The organism is Bacteroides sp. OM05-12, assembly GCF_003438995.1.
Classification (GTDB): Bacteria; Bacteroidota; Bacteroidia; order Bacteroidales; family Bacteroidaceae; genus Bacteroides.
In genome coordinates this window covers 1-552 of record NZ_QSUN01000063.1, presented here as the reverse complement: position 1 = coordinate 552, position 552 = coordinate 1, and the positions used below count along the sequence as shown (strand labels likewise).

Here is a 552-nt window from a genome sequence, read left to right as displayed (position 1 = left end):
TAATCGCCGCCGGGCAAGGTCAGCCGGTAATGGTAACCGTTAGTGAAAGCGGTTTTGGGAGACAGGTCACGGCTGTAGAACAGGCCCTCACCGTCAAAGATGTAAAACTCCACCCGGTTGATCTCACGGGCAAAATTGTCAGCATTGCCCTTGTTGTGCCAGTAGTGCGTCAGGGCGATATCCACGTTGCCCTCCTTGAGGCAATCCTCGCAATCGTCATGTATACAGCCGCCCAGGCCGAGACATCCGGCAAGCAGCAGGATACCGAGCAAATATCTTGTTGGTATTCTCATAATGTTCCTTCTCATTTTTCCGTTTATTCCTTTTTTGTTGAAGTATATTCGATACGGCATTCCACCCGGCGAAGCTGGGGATAGATAGTTCCGACCAGGTAATAGTAAGCCCTGCCGCCCGAAAGGACTTTCAAGGCGTATTTGGCTTTTGCCACATCACCGTTCAGCGCCTGATTGACGATACGCATTACTTCCGTACGTTCCGGAACCAGGAGGTCTTTTTCGACGGCCTCCAGCAGTCCCGCCCAGTCTTCACCGC

Annotated in this window: 1 protein-coding gene and 1 pseudogene; both read right to left on the bottom strand. The window is 52.2% G+C overall.

The genetic code is table 11. The features are described from left to right. On the bottom strand, positions 1–293 hold a 293-nt coding region (locus tag DXB63_RS17755; RefSeq protein WP_199604248.1), incomplete at its 3' end, for a FimB/Mfa2 family fimbrial subunit. A gap of 23 nt (positions 294–316) precedes the next feature. Next, positions 317–552: pseudogene (locus DXB63_RS18060) on the bottom strand (hypothetical protein); the annotation flags it as partial.